This is a genomic window from Brevibacillus sp. YAE8 (assembly GCF_057543335.1).
The window spans coordinates 1-586 of record NZ_BAAIYG010000114.1 but is presented as its reverse complement, the minus strand read 5'-3'; the positions used below and the strand labels follow the sequence as shown (position 1 = coordinate 586).

The following is a 586-nucleotide window of genomic DNA, read 5'->3' as shown; positions in this document are numbered from 1 at the left end:
AAGAGTACCTATAAATAAGTAGGTGCTCTTTTTGTGCTGAGAACAGTGATTACTATTTTTAATAAATCACATATTCCTTTTTATGGTATTGTATATAGATACGTATTAAATACTGTTGAAAGAGGGAGATACTTAATGTTGCAATCACTAATCTTTGATATGGATGGAACGCTGTTTCAAACAGATAAAATTTTAGAATTATCACTTGATGATACCTTTAACCATTTGCGTACACTCAACCAGTGGAATGCTAGTACTCCTGTTGATAAGTATCGTGAAATCATGGGTGTACCGTTACCCAAAGTATGGGAAGCTTTATTACCTACTCATTCAGGTGAAATAAGAAAGTATACGAATGACTATTTTTTGAAAAGCTTAGTTGAGAATATAAAAAAAGGCAAAGGCGCTTTATACCCTAATGTAAAAGAGGTCTTTAGCTATTTAAAAGAAAATAATTGCTCCATTTACATAGCAAGTAACGGTTTGAAGGAATATTTAGAAGCGATTGTAGACCATTACGATTTGGATAAGTGGGTAACAGAAACATTTAGTATTCAACAAATCCAAACGCTCGATAAAGGAGATT

General features: G+C 32.4%; 1 protein-coding gene. It reads left to right on the top strand.

Features of this window, described 5'->3' with window-relative positions:
- Positions 1-135: 135 nt before the first annotated feature.
- Positions 136-586, top strand: a 451-nt coding sequence (locus tag AC27IT_RS27885) for an HAD family hydrolase (protein WP_487092275.1), incomplete at its 3' end; no start/stop codon positions are given.